Raw genomic sequence first — 21249 nt, 5'->3', positions numbered from 1 at the left:
GCGCTGCCGGAGCAGACTCCGGGGCAGAATTCCCATCGTCAGCCGCGCAGCGTGGGCAGCGTGTCGGCCAGCTTCCGGCGGGGCGCCCAGCCTGGTAAGATCTGCTCGGCCGCGGGAGTCACCGGTTGCATCACTTCACGCGCGCGATACGGTCGCTCGCCGAACACAACGTCGATGCGACAGCCCAAAGCCTGTTCGACCAACCCGACGAGCTCTCGCACCCGATAACGCTCTCCGGACACGAAATAGCTTTCGTCGAGCGGGCCTTCGGCCGCGAGCAGCCTGTTTCCCGCGACCACGAACGCGTCCACCACGTCATCGACATGGCTGATGTCGATGGTCTGCTCGCCGGGAGACATACCAAGCCGGTCACCCGACACCGCCGCGTCCACCAGTAGCTGGACGAGCTTGCGGCGAGTGTCGCCTGCACCGAAAGTGTCGAACAGCTTGAGTGTGAGAAGCGAAAGCCCGCGCGCGTCGACATAATATCGCAGAAGGGCATCGGCCGCCTGTTTCGTGGCCGCGTAGAGGTTGACCGGAAGATACTCCGCATCACGATAATGCTGCCAGGCAGTGCCTGCCGCGACCAGCCGTGCGGCACCCGCGCTGCAACTGACGGTCATCGCTTCGGCGAGCTGGGCAGCCAGAAGGACGTTGGATGCGACGAGCGACGCCACCTGTTCCGGGCTGTGGTCGGCGAGATAGAGCGACGCGAGGTGAAACACCACATCCGGATTAGCCTCCGCCACGATCGGAATAAGAGATTCCGTGTCGCCTTCGAACTGCAGGATTCGCGCATCCGAAAGATCACCCGGAATGACGGTCGAGGGTCGTACGAGCAGATCGACGGACCAGCCGTCCGCCAGCAGCCTGCGGGCCAGCTTGCCACCTATGAAGCCCCCGGCTCCCGTAACCAGCGCGCTCGGCATCATCCGCGCACCCGGAACGGCGACCGATAGTCGCACATCGCGGGGTGCGCATTGTCGCGCGGCGAAAGCACCGGATCCTCGACTGGCCAGTCGAAGCCGAAGCTGTTCCACGCGATCCCGCGGTCCTGCTCGGGAGCATGAACGCTCGTAACCTTGTAGTACATCACGCTTTCGTCGGTCAGCGAAAGGAAGCCATGGGCAAACCCTTCCGGGATATAGACGCCGATGCCGTTGCCCGGTTCGAGTTCGACGCTCATCGCTTGCCCGAAGCTGGGCGAGTCGGTTCGGATATCGAGCACCACGTCCAGCACGCGGCCGGCGACGCAGAACACAAGTTTGGCGTGTTCCGCGGGCGGCTCCTGGAAATGCATTCCGCGCACGACATTGCGCGCCGAGGTGGTGAAATACTCCTCGCGCCAGTCGGTACGCAGCCCCAGCCGCTCGAACTCGGGAGCGTGAAAGCTCTTCACGAACCCGCCTCGCGCGTCCGCGAATGCGGGCGCTCGCAGCAGCCTGACGCCCTCAAGTACCGTGCCCAGCGTCTCCACGTGACTCCGACCTATTAGAAATTCAGCCCGAAGAACTCTTCGAGCTTCTCGCCGACGAAATCGAAATGGCTGTCGTTCAGCCCCGGATAGATGCCCAGCCAGAAGGTCTGGTTCATGATCCTATCGGTGTTCTCGAGCCCGCCGACCACGCGATAGTTCACGCCGTGATACGCCGGCTGGCGCAGCAGGTTGCCCGCGAATAACAGGCGCGTCCCGATCTTGTGCCCATCCAGGAACTTGATCAGATCGACGCGTGAGACGCCCGCGCTCTCCTTGAGGGTGATGGGAAAGCCGAACCAGGAGGGATTCGAGCGCGGAGTCGCTTTCGGAAGCTCGAAAACGTCTTCAAGCGAGGTCAGCCGCGCCGAAAGCGTATCGAAGTTGCGCCGGCGGGCGGCGATGAAATCGTCCACACGCTCCAGCTGCGCGACGCCGCAGGCCGCCTGCATATCGGTGATCTTCAGATTATAGCCGACGTGCGAATAGACATATTTGTGGTCATATCCATACGGCAGCGATCCGAACTGCTGGCTGAACCGCGCACCGCACGTATCTTCGCACCCGGGCGCGCAATAGCAGTCGCGACCCCAGTCGCGGAAGCTCTCGAGCAGCTTCTTGAGTAGCGGATCGCGCGTGAACACCGCGCCGCCCTCTCCCATCGTGATGTGGTGTGCGGGGTAGAAACTCAGCGTGCCGATGTCGCCGAAAGTGCCCACCAGCCGGTCGTCGTACGTCGCGCCGAGCGCATCGCAGCAATCTTCGATCAGCCATAGCCCGTGTTCGTCGCAGATGCGGCGGACTTCACCCAGGTTGAACGGATTGCCGAGCGTGTGCGCGATCACGATGGCGCGCGTCTTGTCCGAAAGCGCCGCCTCGATCCGCGAAGCGTCGATGTTGTACGTCGGAATGTCGACGTCGACGAATACCGGGACGAGCCCATATTGCACGGAAGGGTTGACCGTGGTGGGGAAACCTGCCGCGACGGTGATGACTTCGTCGCCCGGCTTCAACGCACGCGAACCCAGTTGAGGCGACGTCAGCGCAGCGAGCGCCAGCAGGTTCGCCGACGATCCCGACGTCGTCGTCAGAACGTGCGGAAGCCCCAGAAATTCGGACAAACCCGCTTCGAACCGCTCGTTGAACCGTCCCGTCGTCAGCCAGCCGTCCAGGGAAGCCTCGACCATCAGTTCGAGCTCGCGGCCTCCAATCACCTTGCCCGACGGCGGAATCGTCGTCTCGCCCGGCACGAACGGGCGCGGCGCAAGGGCAACATCGGCATATTGAGCGACGAGCGCAGCGATCTGCTGGCGAAGCTCTTGGGAGGTCGCGGTCATGTTCAACCCTGAATGCTGTAGGAAATCTGTGCCGAAGCACGTTCGGCGGCTGCGGTATAGTCTCGAATCTCGGCAAGACAATGCGCGCGCATCTCTTCTCCCGCTTGCCAGGCGCGGTGCCAGGTGACGATCCGATCCAGCGTCTCCTCCAGGCTCCAGCTCGGTCGCCAGCGGAGCCCTTCGGCCGCCTTTGAAATGTCCAGCTTCAGATAGCGCGCTTCATGTGGATGATAGTCGGAGTCGCGCTCCCATCGCGCGCCCTCGCCCCACAGGGAGATCATCCGCTCGACGATCCATTGCACCGGCCGGGCGTCTTCGTCCCTTGGGCCGAAATTCCAGCCTTCCGCCACCTCCTGCCCGCGCTCCCAGAGCGCCTGGCACAGCGTTAGATAGCCGGAGAGCGGCTCCAGCACGTGCTGCCACGGCCGCGTCGACAGCGGATTTCGGATGCGGATCGGCGCGCCCGTGTCGAATGCGCGCAGGATGTCCGGGATCAAGCGATCGCCGGCCCAATCGCCGCCGCCGACGACGTTGCCGGCGCGACCCGAAGCGAACGCGATGCCCCGATCGGCGAGGAACGATGCGCGATAGGCCGACCCGACCAGCTCCGCGCAGCCCTTCGAATTGCTGTAGGGATCGCGGCCGCCCATCGGCTCGGTCTCGCGATAGCCCCATGGCCATTCGCGATTCTCGTAGCATTTGTCGGTCGTCACGGAGAGTATGGCGCGGACCGAAGGCGTGCGCCGCACCGCTTCCAGCACATGCACCGTGCCCATCACATTCGTGGCATACGTGCCGACCGGATCTTCATAGGAGAGGCGCACCAGTGGCTGGGCAGCCATATGGACCACGATATCGGGCGCGAAATCGGTCATTGCGCGCGCGAGCGGCTCAAGATCGCGGATGTCGCCGATCTCGCTTTCCATCCCTTCCGCTACCGAAGCCACGTTGAACAGCGCCGGCTCGGTCGGCGGCGTGAGCGCGAAGCCCTTCACCAAGGCGCCCAGATCCTGCAGCCACAGGCTCAGCCAGCTTCCCTTGAATCCAGTGTGGCCGGTCAGGAAAACGCGCTTACCGGTCCAGAATGCGGGATCGATCACCCCCGATTCCTCCAGACGCACCAAGGCGCCTTCCCCGTATCCCACAGCTTCTCGAGGTGCATCTTGTCGCGAAGCGTATCCATCGGCTGCCAGAAGCCATGGTGGCGATAGGCCATCAGTTGACCGTCCTCTGCCAGTCCGCGCATCGGCTCCTGCTCCCAGGTGGTGTCCGGGCCGGCGATACGATCGATCACCTTCGGGGAGAGGACGAAGAACCCGGCGTTGATCGTCCCGCCGTCGCCCTCCGGCTTCTCGAAGAAACTCTTGACCTGATCCCCTTCCATTCCGAGGGCGCCGAACCGCCCCGGCGGAACGGCGGCGGTAAGCGTGGCGTCACGTCCATGCGCCTTGTGGAATGCGATCAGGGCAGTGATGTCGACGTCGCCGACACCATCGCCGTAGGTGAAGCAAAAGGCTTCCTCGTCCTGCAGCAGGTGCTTCACCGCCAGCAGGCGCCCGCCCGTCATCGCCGTATCGCCGGTGTCCACGAGAGTCACTTTCCATGGCTCCGCGCGCGGTCGGTGATAGGTCGCGGTGTTCGCGCTCATGTCGAACGTGACGTCGGACATGTGCAGGAAGTAGTTCGCGAAATACTCCTTGATCACATAGCCCTTATACCCGCAGCAGACGATGAACTCGTTGACGCCATGGGCGGCATATATCTTCATGATGTGCCAGAGGATCGGACGTCCGCCGATCTCGATCATCGGCTTTGGCCGCAGCGATGTTTCCTCGGCGAACCGTGTCCCCAAGCCGCCGGCGAGAAGCACTGCCTTCATGTTCACTCCGTCGTTGAAGAGCTGACGAACGCGTCGAAATGGAAGCTGTGCGCCGACAGGCCGTTCTGCAGGAACAGCCGCTCCGCGGCGCCGATCATGTTCTGAGAGCCGCAGGCATAGACGACGGCCGAACTCAGGTCCACGCCGTCCTCCAGAACGGCGTGCTGCACATGCCCGCGCCGGCCCGACCAGCCCTCCACGGGCCGCGACACGATGCTGTGGAACGCCCCGGCGGCGTGCTCTGGCGACCAGTAGAAATCCTCAGGCGTGCGATTGCCCCAGTAGATACGGACATCGGCACCGCCGAGGATGTCGGGTTCCGCCGCGATCTCCTCCAGCATCGCCCGCACCGGGGCGATCCCCGTGCCGGTGGCAAGGAACAGGACGGTCTCCGGCGGCTCGTCCCGCAGGAAGAAGGTTCCGAGCGGCCCTTCGACACGGACCAGATCGTTTACCTGTGCCTCGTCGAACCAATAGGTGCTCAGCACCCCGCCTTCGAACCGCCGGATGTCGAGATCGATCGTCGCATCTTCTCGGGGCGCGTTCGCGATCGAGTAGCTGCGCCGTACCCCCCGTGCGATCACGTCGAGGTACTGCCCCGGAAGATAGTCGAGCCTCTGCCCGGGAGCGAAGCGCAGACGCACCCGTATGATCGTGGGACTGAGCAAGCGGATTTCGGAGATGCGGGCAGGCAGCGTGCGCGCCCGCTGATCCGCGAGGCGGCCGAGATCGACGATGTCGAGCATGGTATCGGCCACGGCGGTACGGCAGCACGTGAGGATCTTCCCCTGCGCCAGATCATCGGCACTGAGCCCGGTTTCGGGGCGAATGGCGGCAGTGTCGCCGTCGGTCACGAGCGCCTTGCACACCCCGCAACGGCCCGTGCGGCAACTATACTCCAGTGCGATGCCCTGCCCCAGGGCTGCATTGAGAATCGTGACGCCGGCATCCACGTCAAACCGCTTGCCGTTCCTGAGAATCGCCGCCGGCACCAATCACCCGATTCGGTCGAGGAAAGCGAGAGGTAGCGAAGCAGGGCTCGCCGGGTCCGGTCCCCTTTCCGGAAGGTTGGTGCAATGCAATGGAACGCGCGGCAGAGTCAACCGAGCGGCGATCGCTCCGCATTGACAAAACAGGGCAGTCGCGTAGTCCCCGGGTCCTTTAAATAGCGTCTTCAGTTGACTGGCGCGATCGGGTCGCGCTGATCCGAAGATGCCGCGTCGCAACAACGGGTCGGGATAGCCTCAGGATCATGAAGATCATCGTTACCGGCGGCGCGGGCTTCATCGGATCAGCGCTCGTACGACACCTCATTGGCGAAATTGGTGCGGATGTCGCCGTGGTGGACAAGCTCACCTATGCCGCCAATCTTGCCTCGCTCGCCGAGGTCGAGGGACGCTACCGACTGCACCAAAACGATATCTGCGATCTTGAGGCGATGCGCTCGATCTTCGCCCTCGAGAAGCCCGACCTAGTGATGCACCTCGCTGCCGAGAGCCATGTGGATCGATCGATCACAGGTTCGCGCGCGTTCGTCGAGACGAACGTCATGGGAAGCTGGGCGCTGCTCGAGGCTGCTCGCGAATATTGGAGCAGCCAGCCCGAGACGCAGCGCAGCAACTTCCGCTTTCTGCACGTCTCGACCGACGAAGTATACGGCTCACTCGGGGCCGAGGGACTGTTCCACGAGACGACCGCTTATGATCCCTCCTCGCCCTACTCGGCTAGCAAGGCGGCGTCGGATCACTTAGCCCAGGCCTGGCAGCGAACCTACGGCCTTCCGGTGGTGATTTCGAACTGCTCGAACAACTATGGTCCGTATCACTTCCCCGAGAAGCTGATCCCGCTCGTGATCCTCAACGCGCTCGAAGGGAAGGCGCTGCCGGTCTATGGTGACGGGTCGAACGTCCGAGACTGGCTGTATGTTGAGGATCATGCGCGCGCGCTCTTCCGGATCGCCACGCACGGCCGGATAGGCGAAAAATACAATGTCGGCGGTCGAAACGAACGAACCAATCTGCAGGTGGTGGAACGGATCTGCGACACGCTCGACGCCCTCGTCCCGGCCGAAACGCCCCGTCGCGAGTTGATCCGCTTCGTGGCGGATCGCCCCGGCCACGATGCGCGCTACGCGATCGACGCAGGCAAGCTCGAGGCGGAGCTCGGCTGGCGCGCACAGGAGACGTTCGAGACCGGATTGCGCAAAACTGTGGAATGGTATCTTGCCCGCCGCGACTGGTGGGAGCCGATCCGTCACGGCGTCTATGGTGGAGAGCGCCTCGGTCTCGGGGCGAAGGGCTGATGCGGATCCTGGTTGCGGGGGCACAGGGTCAGGTCGCCTCTGCATTGGCCGAGCGTGCCGAAGCGGCTGACGTACAGATCGTCTGTCGCGGCCGGCCTGACCTCGACCTCACCCGCCCGGAGAGCATCGCAGCATCGATCCGAGAGGTTCGCCCGGAGCTGGTGATCAACGCCGCTGCCTGGACTCAGGTCGATGCCGCCGAAGCCGCGGAGGCGGACGCGGACGCCATCAACGGAGCGGGAGCCGGTGCAGTGGCCGCCGCTGCGGCCGAAGCCGGGTTGCCGGTCTTCCATCTATCGACCGACTATGTGTTCGACGGAACGAAAGCCGCTCCCTATCGGGAGGACGATCCGGTGGCGCCGGCCAGCGCTTATGGCCGCACCAAACTGTCCGGAGAGCGGCAGGTCGCCGACGCCAATCCGCTGCATGCGATCTTTCGCACCTCCTGGGTGTACAGCCCGTTCGGCGCGAACTTCGTGAAGACGATGCTGCGGCTGGCGCAAACTCGGGATGAAGTCGGCGTGGTCGCGGACCAGCATGGCAATCCAACCAGTGCACTCGACATCGCCGATGCGCTGCTCACCGCCGCCCGAAGCTACGACGGCACACCATCGAAAACCGGCATCTTCCATCTGAGCGGCACTGGCTCGGCCAGCTGGGCCGATCTGGCCGAGGCAGTGTTCGCCGCGAGCGCCCTCCGGGGCGGCCCCAGTGCGCGCGTCCGCCGGATCGCTACCGCCGACTATCCGACGCCTGCCCGGCGCCCGGCCAATTCGCGGCTAGACGGAGAAAAGCTGGAACGCGTCTATGGGCTGCGGCTTCCGGACTGGCGTGAGAGCGTCGCACACTGCGTCGCGCGGCTGGTTCCCGCTTGAGCGGCGACAACGGAGACTGAGATGGCTGCTTTCGACCGACCGCTAACACGACGCACGCTGATCGCCGGCGGAGCGCTGGCCACCGGTGCCCTGGCGACGGCATCCTTCGCGCTCACGCGTACCAGCGACAATGGCCCCGCGAGTTTCGACGTTCGCGCATTCGGCGCGCGCGGGGATGGCCTCACCGACGATTCCCCCGCGATCCAGCGCGCGATCGATGCGGCGCATGCAGCCGGCGGCGGCACCGTCTCCGTTCCGCGTGGAACCTATCTCCTGCGTCACCGCGATTCGCCCGACGGCGACGGCTTGGCGGCAATCGTGCTGCGCTCGGGCGTGACCCTGGAAGGGCTCTCGCGCGAGCACTCGATTCTACGGCTCGCCGACACCCAGTTGGGCGGCCCCGGCACCTTCGCCCGCATCCTCTCGAGCGTGGGGGAAATTTCCGGCGCCACCGTCCGCAATCTGACACTCGACGGCAATCGAGCGGGTCAGGGTTCAATGCGCGACAATACGAACGGCAGCATCATTCAGCTCGGCTGGAAGGGGCGCTGCACCAATGTGACCGTCGAGGATGTGACCGCCCATGGGGCGAACGGCCAGGCGATCATGTTGATCGGCACGATAGGGGCCGTATCGCGCAACCTGCGGATCGCGCGGAACCACGTTCGGGATTGCAGCTTCATCGGCATCCAGTCGTCACAGTTCGAGGGACTGGTGATCGAGGACAATCTGGTGCGCGATTGCGGTGACAACGGAATCGACGTCTATGGCGACGATACCACGGGTCGATCGCCGGTCTCGACATCTGGTGCGGGCCTGATTCGGAACAATCGCGTCGAGCGCTGCCGATTGGGAATATTCCTCGAATCGGTGGCGCGCATCCGCGCCGCGGGCAACGTGCTGCGCGACTGCAGCGAAGCGGGTTTTCGCGTGAACCGCATTCACGGAGAGCCTCGCGAAATCGTCATCGAAGACAATGAAGTCGTGCGCTGCGGGCGCGGTGTCGCGGTTGGTGGAGACACGGGCGGTGTGGCGATCCGCGGCAATCGTTTCCTCGGCTTTACCTTCGCCGGGCTCGACTTCGGCTACAATGTCTCGAACGTCACGGCGACCAACAATCGCTTCGTTCCGGCCACTCCCGATACGCCGATCATCTTCGGCACGCCGACCGGAAATTCGGGGCGCAACGGCCAGCCCAAGGAACTGCTTTCCCACATCCGCATCCAGGGCAATCAGATCGTTGGTCCGCATCGGGAGCAGCGACGCTTCGTCAATCGCTACGAGCGCAACATCGACGTGGACGTCGGCGGCTTCACCGCCGTGGCGCGCTAGGCACCGGCGGCCGAAGCCGCCGGTGCCTGCCCTTCACAGCACGAAGGGCTGGATCGAAAAGAACACATCGGTGTTCGCGGCCGCGGGCGTGAAGCGGATCTGCGACCCAGCCCCGTCGACCGTCACCACGGCAGGCCCGTTCGTACCCAGCGTCGTCACGGCTACATTGGCCCCGTCATTGCGGACGATCGCCTCGCCGACCTGAAGGCCGATACCGCTCTGGCTCGCCATGTAGAACAGCCGGGCGCCGCCGCGGCGCACGGTCGCCAACGGCGTCGGTGCGCTGAGGTCGTAGAAGCGTCGCAGTACATTGGACGGTGCGCGGTACGCACCGGAGGAATAGTCGGCTTCGAACGCCGCCACCAGATCCTCGATCGCCGCCCAATAGCTCAGCTTGTGGCCGAGAAGATTGGGATGGACATACTCGCCCGGCAGAAACAGGTCATCGAGCTCGTGGACCAGCAGCGCGTCGAACCAGTATTTCTCCACGTCGAGTACCAGGCACCCGGTCTCCGCCGCGACGTTGCGGATCACTTCGTTGACGCGCAAGTGGCGGTGCGACGCGGGCACCATTCCGTCGTGCCACGGGATCATCACCGAACTGTTCGCGGCGGCGGGGATCAGTGCACTCTCCGGAACCGGCGGTGCCATATAGGTCGGATAATACATCGGGATTTCGGCTGGCAGCGACCAGTTCACCCGTCCCGTGTGCGGGTGCGGAGTCGTCGTCAGCAGCACGTCCACACCCGCTTCCTGCGCGGCGATGATGCGGCTGCGCAGCAGCTCTCCGATGCGGCCGAACGTCTCGCCGGAGTTGAACTGGGCGGGCATGCCGTCATTCATGCCAAATGCGTCGAACACAAGATCGGGCTGCAGCGGCAGGATCGTCGACGCGAAGATCGAAAGGCCGTCGTTCAGCGTCGAGCCGTTCACCGACTGGTTGTTGACCGTGAACGGATGGATGCCGAGCTTGTCGAGCGTCTGGTTGATCCGGATGCCGAGCCGGTTGACGGGCGCCTGCGTTGCCGGATCGGGCAGCGTGGCGCCGACGCCGACCGACGAGCCCTGGCCGACGATGCGAATCGCGGCGCCGCTCCCCTGCACATAATTGACGAACTTCGAGGCGAAGTTCGGCATGAACGACAGCGGCGACTTGGCCACTGCCCCGAGCCGACAAGCGCTGCTCGAAGCCCCGCTCGCATAGCGCGCATCCTGCGTGATCGTCAGGGCTCCGCTGGAAGGTTCGGTCGACATAACAACTGCTCCTTTAATTAAGGAAGCCCGGCGACTCCGGGCCTGTTCTTGTTATGTTCCAAGCGAAATCCTACATTGCAAGGCCCGTTTCTTGCGGCCTAGCCTTGGTAGCGAAAGACCGGCTGGTGCTTGCGGAATGCGCTCGCAACGGCATCCTTGCCCGACAGCGAGCTCAGCGGGCGGGGCCATTCGATGCCGATATCCGGATCGTCCCACCGGATCGCCATCTCGTGTTCGGGGGAATAGAGCGCGCTCACCTTGTAGAGCACTTCCGCGTCGGGTGTGATCGTCATAAAACCATGGGCAAAGCCCTTCGGCACGAACAGCTGATTCCACTGTTCCGACGACAGCTCGACGCCGACCCACTGGCCATAGGTCGGCGATCCCGCACGCACATCGACTGCCACGTCGAAGATCGCACCGCGGACCACACGGATCAGCTTGTCCTGCGCAGCGGGCGGCGCCTGGAGGTGCAATCCGCGAACGGTTCCCGGCTCGGCCGAAAGGCTATGATTGTCCTGCACCCATGTGCATTCGACGCCGCCCCGCGCGAACGTGGCGGCATTGTATGTCTCGGAGAAAAAGCCGCGCTCGTCGCCGAACCGGTTCGGCACGACCTCGATCACTTCAGGAATGGCGAGCGACCGAAACGTCGTCATGCCCGCTGCTCCGCGATCCGGCGGAGGTAGCGGGCATAATCCGTCTTCCCCAGCATCGCCGCCCGACGGAGCAGCGCCTCAGCATCGATATAGCCGAAATCGAAGGCGATCTCCTCGAGGCAACCGATCTTGATGCCGGTGCGATGCTCGATCGTGCGCACGAACGCTCCTGCCTCGTGCAGGCTTTCGTGCGTGCCGGTGTCGAGCCAAGCATAGCCGCGGCCGAGCCGTCCGACGCTCAGGTCGCCGCGCTGCAGATAGGCGAGATTGACGTCGGTGATCTCCAGCTCCCCCCGGGGAGACGGACGGATCGAGCGCGCAATCTCCGTCACGTCGCGATCGTAGAAGTACAGGCCGGTGATTGCCCAATTGGACTTGGGCTCGGCTGGCTTCTCTTCGATACTGGTGGCCTGCCCGGTCGCCGGATCGAATGCCGCGACGCCGTAACGCTCGGGATCATCGACGTGATAGGCAAACACGACCGCGCCGCCGTCGGTGGCAGCCTGCACTGCCTCCCGGCACTTCTCACCCAAGCCGGCGCCGTGATAAATGTTGTCGCCAAGGATCAGCGCGCCGGGGCCGCCGTCAAGAAAGGGGCCGCCGATGATGAACGCCTCGGCCAGGCCGTTCGGCTTGGGCTGCACGGCATAGCTCAGATTGATGCCATAGGCAGATCCGTCGCCCAGCAGCGCCTCGAACGAAGGCAGGTCACGCGGCGTCGAAATAATCAGGATGTCGCGGATCCCGGCGAGCATCAGCGTCGACAGCGGGTAATAGACCATCGGCTTGTCGAATACCGGCAACAGCTGCTTCGATATCGCGAGCGTCGCCGGATAGAGGCGGGTGCCGCTGCCCCCGGCCAGAATAATCCCCTTCATAGCCCGTCCATCCCCCTACGCACGCTGGCGAATGCCCCCTCTAGCCGCGGGAGCCGGCGGCGAGTGCGAGCTGGCGCACGAACACATATGCGCCGGCTAATGAAACCCCAACGCCTTGCGGCATGGGTTTACTGCGCGACCGGCGCGTTCTCGGGAAGCGACAGCTCACCGGCCCCGCCTTCGGCAGCCGGCACATCGCCGCCGAGCTGTTCCTGCATCTGCTGCTGGAGCATCTGCTGCTGAAGCTGCTGCTGCATCTGCATCTCGCGGACCTCGGCCTCGCTGATGAAATCGGTCATCGTAACGTCGAAGATGAGCACGGCATCCTCGGGAATACGCGACCCCTGCGGCGGATTGGGACCATAGCCCAGCTCGGGCGGGAGCCAGAAGCGATAGCGCGCGCCGCGGCTCATCAGCTGCAGCCCCTCGGCAAAGCCGGCAATGCCGTCGCCGACACGCCAGCCCTGCCCCGCCTGCTCGGGCTGGAAGACGGTGCCGTCGCGCAGCCGACCCTCGAAATCGATCAGCGCGATGTCGCCCGCCGACGGCGATCCGCCGCGCCCGGCTTCGAGCACCATGTACTGAAGACCGGATTCGGTCGTCCGCACGCCGGGCTGGCCCGCATGCCATGCGAGGTAACGCTCGTCGTCCCAAGCGACCGATGCCGCCGCACGCGTGCCCTGCCACGCCAGCAGCAGCGCGAACGCCACCGCCAGAGCGAGGCCGACCCAGAGCCAGACGATATGCGCCCGCTTGATGGGCTGAAGCGGCACGGCGGTCACGGACATGCGATCGGTTCCTCGACGAGACGACACCGCTTCACTTCGCGGTTTTCGCGCACTTCCTTTGCGGAAGTTGCGCGCGGGCGCAATATCGTTACCGCGCCCCGTCGCGCTCGGCGCGCTTGCGCTCCAGCTTGCGCGCGCGGCGGACCGCGGCGGCACGCTCGCGGGCGCGCTTCTCGCTGGGCTTCTCGTAGTGACGGCGGAGCTTCATCTCGCGATAGACGCCCTCACGCTGCAGCTTCTTCTTGAGCGCGCGCAGCGCCTGGTCGACATTATTGTCGCGAACGATGATTTGCATAAGGCCGTCAGTCTCCGATCAATTTCGATGGTCCGCTTCACACGCTCCGCGAACCAATAGAAAAGGGTTCGCCGGAACGCAAAGTTACGGGCGTTGGAAGGCGCTTACCAGTCCCGGCTCCGGAATTCAAGCGCGAACGCAGCGGAGCGGCCGGATTGCGACCATCCGCCCTCCGCCGCTTTCGGCGCATCCGACCGAGCTAGGAGACGATGCCGCCGCTGCCGCGGACGGCGAGTACACGACCGATCGAATCGAACAGCGCGTCCATCGCGACGGGCTTGAACAGCACGTCGTCGGCCCCCGTCGCGAGGCAGCGCTCGCGCAGGTCGAGAGCGGTATCCGCCGTGACCACGATGATCGGCAGCTCGGCCTTGGCGTCGCCCCGCGCGCGGATCGTGCGGATCGCCGTCATCCCGTCCATGCCCGGCATGCGCAGATCGACGAGGATCACGTCGAAATTCTCCGCCTCGATCTTCTCGAGGCCGAGTTCGGCGCTCTCCGCCTCGGCCATCTCCGCTCCGGCCACGTCGAGCATGTCTTTCACGACCCGACGATTCATCGGATCGTCCTCGATGAAGAGAATCTTCATGGACGGCAGCCGTGGGCATGCGCGAGACAGGTTGCGACCTTTTTCATCTCGGGACCGCTATCGCGCTATGCGGCATGGGAGACAAGCGGGCCGGACCGCTGCGCGTGCGAATTTTGGTCGGCACCTGCGAAGATCGCGGCGATCAGCTCATCTCCTTTCACCGGCTTCTCAAGGATTCGACCGACGCCGGTCCGCCGTAGCGTCTCCACCACTTGTGCATCGGCCGGGCTCCACAAGACAGTGCTGGCGACGGCCGCCGTGGCTGCCGCCTCGACCAGCCGGCGCAACTCGGCGACGGAATCATCTCCGCTCGCCTTCAGCGTCGCCTCGTCCGCGAGCAGGCGCGTAACACCGCCCTCGGAAAGCACGGCAACCGCCTCCTCGACCGAGGCCACGAAGCGGACGCTTCCGGCGTGCGGCTCGAGCAGCGTGCGGAACATGCTGCGCGCGATCGGATTGCGATCGAGCACCAGCACCGCCGCACCGGCACCCGCTTCGGCGGCGGTCCGCGCGTCCGGGGCACCCGCAATCTCCAACGGCAGATCGATGACGAAGCATGTCCCTTCCTCCTCCACGCTCTCGACGAGAACGTCTCCACCCAGGGCGTAGGCCAGATTGCGACAGATGGTGAGGCCCAGGCCGGTTCCACCAAAGCGACGTGTGGTGCCGGCATCGACCTGGCGGAAGGATTCGAAGATCTCCTCGTGCTTCTCGGGCGGGATCCCGATCCCGGTATCGCGCACCGCGATCCGCAGCCGGCGGTCTTCGCCCGCTTCCGCGGTGCAGGCACTCACCGTGATGCCGCCCGCCTGCGTGAATTTGAGCGCGTTGGAGAGCAGATTGAAGACGATCTGGCGCAAGCGTCCAGGATCGGTGACGACCCAGTGCGGCGAATCGCCGGCATCCACCGTGAACCGCAGCCCCTTGGCGCGCGCCTGCTCCTCCCACATTCGCGTCGCTTCGCGAAGCAGCGCATGCAGGTCGGTCGGCACCGGATCGACCGTCAGATTTCCCGTCTCCATCTTCGCCACGTCGAGGATATCGTCGACGAGCGCGCGCATCGTCACGCCGGCGCCGTGGACGACGTTGATCCGGTCGCGCGTCGCCTCGGGCAGCCGGCTGTCGGACAGCATCACCTGAGTCATGCCGAGAATGCCGTTGAGCGGCGTACGGATTTCATGGCTGGTGGTGGCCAGAAACTCGGTCTTGGCCCGCAGTGCCTTTTCGAGCGCGGCGTTGGTCGAGGCCAGGTCGGCGTTGGCCGCGCGCACGTCGTTGCGGCTGCGCCGGAGCGTGACGATACCGAAGCCCATCAAGGCGATCACGACCAGCGTCGCGCCGCCCAGCCCATAGAATACGATCCGCTGCCAGCGGGCGCGCGATTGCTCGTAGGCCACGCGCTGGTTGGCAATGCGCAGCTCCTGGTTCGCATAGTCGAAGCGCGCGGCCATCAGCGCGGCGCTGGTGCTGGTCGCCACGGTGGTGGCTTCGTCCTTCAGCCGCCGCACCGCCTCCAGATGGCGGAGCGCCCGGGCAGTGTCCCCCGATTCGGCGTAGATCTGGTAGGCATAGGTGTGGGCTGCGTGGAAGGCGCCCGAAGTTTCTGCAAGATCAACCCCTTCGAACGCGCGCCCGATCAGCTGGCGCGCCTCCGCCAATTTCCCACGGCCCTGCGCCACTCGCGCCGCAGTCGCGTAGAAATGCTGGCGGAATTCGAGTTCATCCGCTCCGCCGGTGATCCGCAGGCCGCGCGAAAGCGTGCGCTCCGCGGCGTCGAGGCGCCCCGCCTCCACCTGATTACGTGCGAGATTGCCGAGCACCCGTGCTTCAAGCTTAGGCTCCTCAAGCCGTTGCGCGAGTTCGAGCGCCTTATCGAACTCCGCCTCGGCATCGCCGTAGCGCTCGAGCGCGAGCAGCACGTTGCCACGGCGGTTGTGCAACGAAAGCGACAGCAACGGATCGTCACCGTACACCTCGGCCGCCTGACGATAATAGCGTTCGGCACGGACACTGTCGTTCGCCGACCAGTAGAGCGCGCCGATATTCTGCAGTGCGATCGACGCGCCGCGCGGCTCGCCGACCTGCTGAAAGATGCGGAACGCCTGCTGGAAGTCGGCGAGCGCCTGTGCGGCCCTATCCTGCTGCATGTTCAGCATGCCGCGCGACTGAAGCAGGTCGGCGCGTAGCTTGATCGGCTCGCGAATCTCTTCGATTAGCCGGAACCCCTCGGCGACGAGCGGCTCGGCGGCTGCGATGTCGTTGCTCCGCCAGTGCGCCTCTGCGGCGAGCCAGCGGGCCGTGGCGAGCGCGAGCGTGCGCTGGCGGCCTTGCGGCAGTCGCAACGCGAGCGTCTCGGCGTACTGAACATGCTGGAGCGCCTCCGCAGGCGCCGCAACCGCAGATGTTCTTGCACGATCGAAGGCAGCAGTCAGCGGCTCCGGAAATTCGCTCTGTGCTGCAGCGGGAAGCGGCAACACAGCAGCGGCCAGCAAAAGGCCGGCGAGCAGTTTGAAGAGACGATTGCTTCCCACGGCCGCCTGTTTGGCAGCATAGCGTTAAGGTCCGCTGAAAGCTGAACCTAAGCCCGCTTCCAGAATCCTTCGCCCATCACGAACGAAGCACCGCTCGTGCCGGCCGACAGAAGATGGGCGTCTTCGTCGAGAAAACGGTGGAAAGCCTCGATCGCGAGCGGGCGGCTGATGAGGAAGCCCTGCACCATGTCGCATCCCATCACGCTGAGCAGCGCGAGCGCCGAGGGAGTCTCCACGCCTTCGGCGGTGACTTCCATCTCAAGCGCATGCGCAAGGTCAATCGTCGAGCGGACGATCAGCGGATCGCGGTTGCTCGACGTGAGCTGCAATACGAACATCTTGTCGATCTTCAGCTCGGCGGCGGGCAGCTGCTTGAGATACGCAAGCGACGAAAGCCCCGCGCCGTAGTCGTCGATCGCGAGGCGGACGCCGATCTCCGCGAGCGAGCGGAGATGGCGGATCGCGCTTTCCGGATCGCGGATGACCGAAGTCTCGGTGATCTCGAACCCGATCCGCGCGCCGCTCTCGCGGATGATCGCGCTTGCTTCGCTGACGAAGCGCTCATCGGCGAGCAGCAGCCCGGAAATATTGATGAACACCGGGAAGTCATGGCCCGCAGCGGCGAGCCGCCGCTGATCGGCGATCACCTGGCGCAGCGTCCAGAGCGTCAGCGGACCGATTTCGCCTGCGTCTTCCGCTACCGAGATGAAATCGCCCGGCAGGATCAGCCCGCGCGTCGGATGCTGCCAGCGGATCAGCGCCTCGGCACTGGCGATTTCCTGCCGCCGGACATGGACCTTGGGCTGGTACTGGAGGAACATCTCGCCTTCGGCGATCGCGCGCGGCAGTTCGCGCATCAGCGTCAAGCGATCGAAGGCGAGATCCGCCCGCGAGAGATCCCGCAGCACCACGCGCCCTTCCGCGCGCGCCTGCTCGAGCGCCGACTCGGCCGCTTCGGCGAGCCGCACGTCATCTTCCTCGGCAGCCGGCGCCGCCGCGATGCCGAACACCAGCTGGAGCTGATGCGGTTCGCCATCGATGTCGAGCGGCTCCGCGAACGCGGCGCACAGGCGATCGATCTCGTCCGCGGCCACTTCCGGCGCATCGCGCTCGAAGCCGATCTCCAGCAGGGCACGGCCAGCAACTGTAAGGCGCACATCCGGGCAGAGCGCGAGGATCCGATCCGCGACATCGCGGATCAGCACCTCTGCGCGAGCCCGGCCCAGATGGCGGCGCAGGGCACTGAAATTGTCGATCTGGCACAGGCAGAGAATGCGCCAGATCCGCGGTCCGGAGATCCGGCGAGCCCGGTCGGCGGCGCCGGGTGCGCGTGGCACGCGCAACGCGACCGGCGCCTCGGCCTGCAGCCGCGGCGGGCGCACCGCCCTGGCGGCTCGCGCTGCACCGGGCGGTGCCTGCGAGGAGCCCGGCTTGGCGGGCATGGCGTGATCGCTGCGAGCCGACATTGAACCGGGGCTAGCCGACAGCGCTGAAGGAAGCGTTAAGCACGGCGACCGCCGCTCCGGAGATTCCCCTATCCCGCCCCGACGCGGTTGTCCGCTGGTTAATTTTCTGCTAACCAAATGCCGCGCGATTGCGCACGATGGGAGATTACAGATGGTAGCATTCAGCTTTCTTTTCCGTGACGGCGTCAGCGGCGATGACATCGTGCCGTTGTAAGTCCTTCACATCCGGCCGGTCCGGTTATCATGCCGCCTGAACGGGCGGCGTGACCGGTCCGGACCGAATGTTCCGAATCGGTCGAGCGAGGCGCCTTGCGGCGCCTTTTTTCATGCGCGCGGCCCGGCCCGCGGCGATGCGGAATCGCGCACTCGAGAAACCCGAACCTTGCCCTGAGGGCTGGCTGCGCTAAGAGCGCGGCTGCATTCTCCAGCCAGGGGTGATTTCAGTGCGTATTGCGATGATCGGCACCGGCTATGTCGGCCTGGTGTCCGGGGCCTGTTTCTCCGACTTCGGGCACGAGGTGGTCTGCGTCGACAAGGACGCGCGCAAGATCGAGCTGCTCGAAAGCGGCGTGATGCCGATCTACGAGCCGGGCCTTGCCGAGCTGGTCGCATCGAACGTGCGCGCCGGGCGGCTCTCCTTCACCACCGATCTGACCGCCGGGGTGAAGGATGCCGATGCGGTGTTCATCGCCGTCGGCACGCCCAGCCGCCGGGGCGACGGCCATGCCGACCTCTCCTATGTGTTCGCCGCCGCCGAGGAGATCGGGCGCGCGCTGACCAAGCCTTCGGTGATCGTCACCAAATCGACCGTGCCGGTGGGCACCGGCGACGAAGTCGAGCGGATCCTGCGCGACGTCGCTCCGGACAGCGGCGCGAAAGTCGTCTCCAACCCCGAGTTCCTGCGCGAAGGCGCGGCAATCGCCGATTTCAAGCGCCCCGACCGCGTAGTGGTGGGCAGCGAGGACGAAGAGGCGACGCGGGTGATGCGCGAGATCTATCGCCCGCTGTCGCTCAACCAGTCGGCACCGATCCTGTTCACCGGGCGGCGCACCGCCGAGCTGATCAAATATGCCGCCAATGCCTTCCTCGCGGTCAAGATCACCTTCATCAACGAGATCGCCGACCTGTGCGAGCAGGTGGGCGCCGACGTGCAGGAAGTCGCGCGCGGGATCGGATCGGACAACCGGATCGGACCGAAGTTCCTCCACGCCGGGCCCGGCTACGGCGGGTCGTGCTTCCCCAAGGACACGCTGGCGCTGATGAAGACCGCCGCCGACAACGAGACGCCGCTGCGGATCGTCGAGGCGACCGTTCAGGTGAACGAGAGCCGCAAGCGCGCGATGGGCCGCAAGGTGATCAAGGCGATGGGCGGCGATGCACGCGACAAGACCGTCGCGGTGCTCGGCCTGACCTTCAAGCCGAACACCGACGACATGCGCGACGCGCCGAGCCTGTCGATCATCGCCGCGCTGCAGGACGCGGGCGCGAAGGTGCGCGCCTATGATCCCGAAGGCACCGAACAGGCCAAGACGATGCTGAACGGGGTCGAGTTCTGCCCCAATCCCTATGTCGCCGCCGAAGGCGCGGATGCGCTGGTGATCGTCACCGAATGGGACGAATTCCGCGCGCTCGATCTCGGCCGGGTGGCGAAGATCCTCAAGCAGCCGGTGCTGATCGACCTGAGAAACATCTATCCGCGCAGCGAAGCCGAACGCGCCGGCCTGAGGCTCACGAGCGTCGGCAAGCGGAGCTCGGCAGCGGCGCGCTGAACCGGCGAGAGTCGGCGGAGACCTCCGGCCGGCGGCCGTGCGCCGGCCCTGCAAAGAGCCTGCTCGCCGTCCCGATCCGGGACGGCGGACCCGCAGATGGTGCCCGGCAAAGTCGTTCGGGGGCGTGAGTCAGCTACCCGTCGGGAGCCGAAAAGCGCAACACGCCGCATCGCTGGCTCGTTCTGCCGCGTCGCCAAGTCATCGCAGCTGCATCTGCACTATTGCACTGGACCGCCACAAGAAACTGGTGTCTTTGTGCCACACTGTCCGCGCTTCACGACCTTGTTGCTGCGTTGCGGTATCGACTTCGCAGATAGGTTTCGGCAGTGTCCCGCAGACGAATCGACAGGGGTAAGGTCGTGAACCTAGAGATCGGCCGTTTTGATGCGTCTTCGGTGGGGCCCAGCGCGGCACGGGCGCGCTGGCAGCCGAGCCGGACGCAGCTGCGCGCTCGTCTCGTCGCAGGTCTGATCCTTCTCGACCTGTTGTGCATCTTCGGCGGATTCATGACTGCCGGGCTGCTGTACGGGCCCGCAAAGGAGGGCAATCACTGGCTGGAGATCGCCGCGATCATCCTGCCCCTCTACCTCGTGACGGCGATCAACGGCCATGCCTATGCCGCTGGCGTGATCCAGGAGCCGTTCCGCGGCGTATCTCGCGCGCTTCAGGCCCTTGTGGTGGCGGCCGGCGCGGTCATCCTCATCGCCTTCTATCTCAAGGCCAGCGACAGCTTCTCGCGCGCGACGATCGCGATCGGCTTCATGGCCAGCGTGGTCCTGCTCGGAATCGCGCGCGACATGTTCCTTCGCAAGGCGCGCAAGATCGTCGGCGGAAATCCGTTCAGCATCGTGGTGATCGGCGATGCCGGGGCGGTGGCGAACGGATCGATCGTCCTGGCCGAGTCCAATTTCGATCCCGACGATCATTGTCCGATGATGTATGACCGGCTCGCGACCTCGCTGAAGGACGCGGATCGCGTCGTCGTCGCCTGCTCGGCGGAACGCCGCATGAGTTGGGCCAGGGCGCTCAAGGGCGCCAACATCCAGAGCGAGATCATCGTCCCCGAGCTGCTGTCGCTGGCGCCGCTGGGCCTCGGCGAATGGAACGGCACGCCAACGCTGGTCGTCGCCGACGGGCCGCTCGGCAAAGTGGATTCCTTCATCAAGCGCGCCTTCGACATCTGCGTCTCCGGCGTGGCGCTGCTGGCGCTGCTCGCGCTGTTCGTGGTTGTCGCCGTGGCGATCAAGCTGGAGAGCCAGGGCCCAGTCTTCTTCGTGCAGACGCGGATCGGGCGCGGCAACAAGATGTTCCGGATGCTCAAGTTCCGGAGCATGCGAGTCGAGCAGTGCGATGGCGACGGCAACACCTCCACCATGCGCGACGATGACCGGATCACGCGGGTCGGCCGCTTCATCCGCAAGACGAGCATCGACGAGCTGCCGCAGCTGGTGAACGTTTTGCTCGGCGACATGAGCATCGTCGGCCCGCGTCCGCACGCCATCGGCTCGAAAGCCGAAAACAAGCTGTTCTGGGAAATCGACGAGCGCTATTTCCATCGCCACGCCGCAAAGCCCGGGCTGACGGGCCTGGCCCAGATCCGCGGCTTCCGCGGGGCGACCATGGTTCAGGCCGACCTCACGAACCGGCTCCAGTCCGACCTCGAATATCTCAACCATTGGTCGATCTGGAAGGACATCCGGATCATCCTGCTCACCTTCAAGGTGCTGATCCACAAGAACGCGTTCTGATGTGCGGACCGGCTTCTATCCGGGGCTAAACTTAAACTAGATCGCGAGTGGCCACCCAGCGTCGTACATCGTC

At 65.1% G+C, this 21249-nt stretch carries 19 protein-coding genes; 5 read left to right on the top strand and 14 right to left on the bottom strand.

Translation table 11 applies throughout. From position 1 onward, the window contains the following. Window positions 1-38: 38 nt before the first annotated feature. The 6 genes from ACQ450_RS15710 to ACQ450_RS15685 are packed head-to-tail and all read right to left on the bottom strand — an operon-like array spanning window position 39 to window position 5682. Window positions 39-932, bottom strand: coding sequence for an NAD-dependent epimerase/dehydratase family protein (locus ACQ450_RS15710; RefSeq protein ID WP_431469980.1), 894 nt, complete (start codon window positions 930-932; stop codon window positions 39-41). Continuing rightward, window positions 929-1477 carry a dTDP-4-dehydrorhamnose 3,5-epimerase gene (rfbC, locus tag ACQ450_RS15705; protein WP_431469979.1) on the bottom strand — a complete coding sequence of 183 codons (549 nt, stop codon included), beginning with the start codon at window positions 1475-1477 and terminating at the stop codon, window positions 929-931. The genes ACQ450_RS15710 and rfbC (ACQ450_RS15705) overlap by 4 nt, the downstream gene beginning before the upstream one ends. 14 nt (window positions 1478-1491) lie before the next feature. Next, entirely contained in the window at window positions 1492-2811 is a 1320-nt protein-coding gene (gene rfbH / locus ACQ450_RS15700) for a lipopolysaccharide biosynthesis protein RfbH (protein WP_431469978.1), read from the bottom strand. Window positions 2812-2813: 2 nt separating this feature from the next. Next, on the bottom strand, window positions 2814-3911 hold the full coding sequence (rfbG, locus tag ACQ450_RS15695; RefSeq protein WP_431469977.1) for a CDP-glucose 4,6-dehydratase: 1098 nt from the start codon (window positions 3909-3911) through the stop codon (window positions 2814-2816). Further along, window positions 3908-4690 carry a glucose-1-phosphate cytidylyltransferase gene (gene rfbF / locus ACQ450_RS15690; RefSeq protein ID WP_431469976.1) on the bottom strand — a complete coding sequence of 261 codons (783 nt, stop codon included), beginning with the start codon at window positions 4688-4690 and terminating at the stop codon, window positions 3908-3910. The genes rfbG and rfbF overlap by 4 nt, the downstream gene beginning before the upstream one ends. Window positions 4691-4692: 2 nt before the next feature. Continuing rightward, window positions 4693-5682, bottom strand: a complete 990-nt coding sequence (locus ACQ450_RS15685) for a 2Fe-2S iron-sulfur cluster-binding protein (protein WP_431469975.1) — start codon at window positions 5680-5682, stop codon at window positions 4693-4695. 260 nt (window positions 5683-5942) lie between these two features. Between ACQ450_RS15685 and rfbB the strand changes: the two genes are divergently transcribed. Genes rfbB through ACQ450_RS15670 form a run of 3 tightly spaced genes read left to right on the top strand, consistent with a single transcriptional unit; the run spans window position 5943 to window position 9199 of the window. Beyond that, complete coding sequence (rfbB, locus tag ACQ450_RS15680; protein WP_431469974.1) at window positions 5943-6992, top strand: dTDP-glucose 4,6-dehydratase; 1050 nt, start codon at window positions 5943-5945, stop codon at window positions 6990-6992. Continuing rightward, window positions 6992-7867 (top strand): dTDP-4-dehydrorhamnose reductase, encoded by an 876-nt coding sequence (rfbD, locus tag ACQ450_RS15675; protein ID WP_431469973.1) that lies wholly within the window; start codon window positions 6992-6994, stop codon window positions 7865-7867. The genes rfbB and rfbD overlap by 1 nt, the downstream gene beginning before the upstream one ends. Before the next feature lie 21 nt (window positions 7868-7888). Continuing rightward, entirely contained in the window at window positions 7889-9199 is a 1311-nt protein-coding gene (locus ACQ450_RS15670; RefSeq protein WP_431469972.1) for a right-handed parallel beta-helix repeat-containing protein, read from the top strand. A gap of 33 nt (window positions 9200-9232) precedes the next feature. On the opposite strand, the gene ACQ450_RS15665 is transcribed toward ACQ450_RS15670, so the two are convergent. The 8 genes from ACQ450_RS15665 to ACQ450_RS15630 form a co-directional block, all read right to left on the bottom strand. After that, on the bottom strand, window positions 9233-10453 hold the full coding sequence (locus tag ACQ450_RS15665; RefSeq protein ID WP_431469971.1) for an SGNH/GDSL hydrolase family protein: 1221 nt from the start codon (window positions 10451-10453) through the stop codon (window positions 9233-9235). 98 nt (window positions 10454-10551) lie between these two features. Further along, a complete protein-coding gene (gene rfbC / locus ACQ450_RS15660) occupies window positions 10552-11112 on the bottom strand; it encodes a dTDP-4-dehydrorhamnose 3,5-epimerase (RefSeq protein ID WP_431469970.1) in 561 nt (186 codons plus the stop codon). Next, the gene (gene rfbA / locus ACQ450_RS15655; protein WP_431469969.1) at window positions 11109-11990 is read right to left on the bottom strand and encodes a glucose-1-phosphate thymidylyltransferase RfbA; all 882 of its coding nucleotides are present in this window, start codon (window positions 11988-11990) and stop codon (window positions 11109-11111) included. Before rfbA ends, rfbC (ACQ450_RS15660) begins: the two co-directional genes overlap by 4 nt. A 128-nt stretch (window positions 11991-12118) precedes the next feature. Beyond that, window positions 12119-12778 carry an FKBP-type peptidyl-prolyl cis-trans isomerase gene (locus ACQ450_RS15650; RefSeq protein WP_431469968.1) on the bottom strand — a complete coding sequence of 220 codons (660 nt, stop codon included), beginning with the start codon at window positions 12776-12778 and terminating at the stop codon, window positions 12119-12121. An 88-nt stretch (window positions 12779-12866) separates the two neighbouring features. Next, a complete protein-coding gene (gene rpsU / locus ACQ450_RS15645; protein ID WP_007404630.1) occupies window positions 12867-13073 on the bottom strand; it encodes a 30S ribosomal protein S21 in 207 nt (68 codons plus the stop codon). A 199-nt stretch (window positions 13074-13272) separates the two neighbouring features. After that, window positions 13273-13662, bottom strand: coding sequence for a response regulator (locus ACQ450_RS15640; RefSeq protein ID WP_431469967.1), 390 nt, complete (start codon window positions 13660-13662; stop codon window positions 13273-13275). A 65-nt stretch (window positions 13663-13727) separates the two neighbouring features. Beyond that, window positions 13728-16193, bottom strand: coding sequence for an ATP-binding protein (locus ACQ450_RS15635; RefSeq protein ID WP_431469966.1), 2466 nt, complete (start codon window positions 16191-16193; stop codon window positions 13728-13730). A gap of 47 nt (window positions 16194-16240) precedes the next feature. Continuing rightward, a complete protein-coding gene (locus ACQ450_RS15630; protein WP_431469965.1) occupies window positions 16241-17659 on the bottom strand; it encodes a putative bifunctional diguanylate cyclase/phosphodiesterase in 1419 nt (472 codons plus the stop codon). Window positions 17660-18102: 443 nt separating this feature from the next. Here ACQ450_RS15630 and ACQ450_RS15625 point away from each other — a divergent pair, with 443 nt between their 5' ends. Both ACQ450_RS15625 and ACQ450_RS15620 read left to right on the top strand, forming a co-directional pair. Continuing rightward, on the top strand, window positions 18103-19428 hold the full coding sequence (locus ACQ450_RS15625) for a UDP-glucose dehydrogenase family protein (RefSeq protein ID WP_431469964.1): 1326 nt from the start codon (window positions 18103-18105) through the stop codon (window positions 19426-19428). Between the two features lie 359 nt (window positions 19429-19787). Beyond that, window positions 19788-21176 carry an exopolysaccharide biosynthesis polyprenyl glycosylphosphotransferase gene (locus tag ACQ450_RS15620; RefSeq protein ID WP_431469963.1) on the top strand — a complete coding sequence of 463 codons (1389 nt, stop codon included), beginning with the start codon at window positions 19788-19790 and terminating at the stop codon, window positions 21174-21176. Window positions 21177-21249: the final 73 nt, after the last annotated feature.

Source organism: Sphingosinithalassobacter sp. LHW66-3, from assembly GCF_050703275.1.
In the GTDB taxonomy this organism is placed as follows: domain Bacteria; phylum Pseudomonadota; class Alphaproteobacteria; order Sphingomonadales; family Sphingomonadaceae; genus Sphingomonas.
The sequence above is the reverse complement of the archived record's forward strand: the minus strand, read 5'-3'. Positions and strand labels throughout refer to the sequence as shown.

Excerpts from the sequence above, each read along its gene's own strand:
- ACQ450_RS15710 (WP_431469980.1), bottom strand. The coding sequence starts at position 932 with ATGATGCCGAGCGCGCTGGTTACGGGAGCCGGGGGCTTCATAGGTGGC.
- rfbH (WP_431469978.1), bottom strand. The coding sequence starts at position 2,811 with ATGACCGCGACCTCCCAAGAGCTTCGCCAGCAGATCGCTGCGCTCGTC.
- rfbF (WP_431469976.1), bottom strand. The coding sequence starts at position 4,690 with ATGAAGGCAGTGCTTCTCGCCGGCGGCTTGGGGACACGGTTCGCCGAG.
- rfbB (WP_431469974.1), top strand. The coding sequence starts at position 5,943 with ATGAAGATCATCGTTACCGGCGGCGCGGGCTTCATCGGATCAGCGCTC.
- rfbD (WP_431469973.1), top strand. The coding sequence starts at position 6,992 with ATGCGGATCCTGGTTGCGGGGGCACAGGGTCAGGTCGCCTCTGCATTG.
- ACQ450_RS15670 (WP_431469972.1), top strand. The coding sequence starts at position 7,889 with ATGGCTGCTTTCGACCGACCGCTAACACGACGCACGCTGATCGCCGGC.
- ACQ450_RS15665 (WP_431469971.1), bottom strand. The coding sequence starts at position 10,453 with ATGTCGACCGAACCTTCCAGCGGAGCCCTGACGATCACGCAGGATGCG.
- rfbC (WP_431469970.1), bottom strand. The coding sequence starts at position 11,112 with ATGACGACGTTTCGGTCGCTCGCCATTCCTGAAGTGATCGAGGTCGTG.
- rfbA (WP_431469969.1), bottom strand. The coding sequence starts at position 11,990 with ATGAAGGGGATTATTCTGGCCGGGGGCAGCGGCACCCGCCTCTATCCG.
- ACQ450_RS15650 (WP_431469968.1), bottom strand. The coding sequence starts at position 12,778 with ATGTCCGTGACCGCCGTGCCGCTTCAGCCCATCAAGCGGGCGCATATC.
- rpsU (WP_007404630.1), bottom strand. The coding sequence starts at position 13,073 with ATGCAAATCATCGTTCGCGACAATAATGTCGACCAGGCGCTGCGCGCG.
- ACQ450_RS15640 (WP_431469967.1), bottom strand. The coding sequence starts at position 13,662 with ATGAAGATTCTCTTCATCGAGGACGATCCGATGAATCGTCGGGTCGTG.
- ACQ450_RS15630 (WP_431469965.1), bottom strand. The coding sequence starts at position 17,659 with ATGTCGGCTCGCAGCGATCACGCCATGCCCGCCAAGCCGGGCTCCTCG.